Raw genomic sequence first — 364 nt, 5'->3', positions numbered from 1 at the left:
GTGCCAGCATCGTCGTGGCCGCCGGCATGGGCGCGGGTGCGGACTGGAACGCATTTGCCGCGCGCTACCTGGATGCAGTGAACCTGGCCGATCCGGAGCGGCCGCTGTCCGAGCAGCCTGGCAAGGCCGTGTCGATCTACAGTGGCGAACTGACGCTGCCGCAATGGCTGCAGCGTGAGTTCGGCTACAGCGGCGATGCCGCCGGTGCCGATGCCTTCCTGGCCAGCAAGCAGGCCGAACTGGACCAGGCGCGTGCTGCGTCGCTGGTCGGCGGCGGCAATGCTCCCACACGCTCGTTGGCACGCGAGTTCCGCCTGCAGAGCCAGTTGCATCTGGTGAACTGGTTGAGCACCCGCTTCGGTGC

1 protein-coding gene is annotated in these 364 nt (G+C 67.9%); it reads left to right on the top strand.

The features are described from left to right. On the top strand, window positions 1-364 hold a 364-nt coding region (locus AC1DCY_RS28010), incomplete at both ends, for a hypothetical protein (protein ID WP_477356132.1).

The organism is Lysinibacillus sp. 10T31 (assembly GCF_056394365.1).
This window is presented reverse-complemented; position numbering and strand designations above follow the sequence as displayed.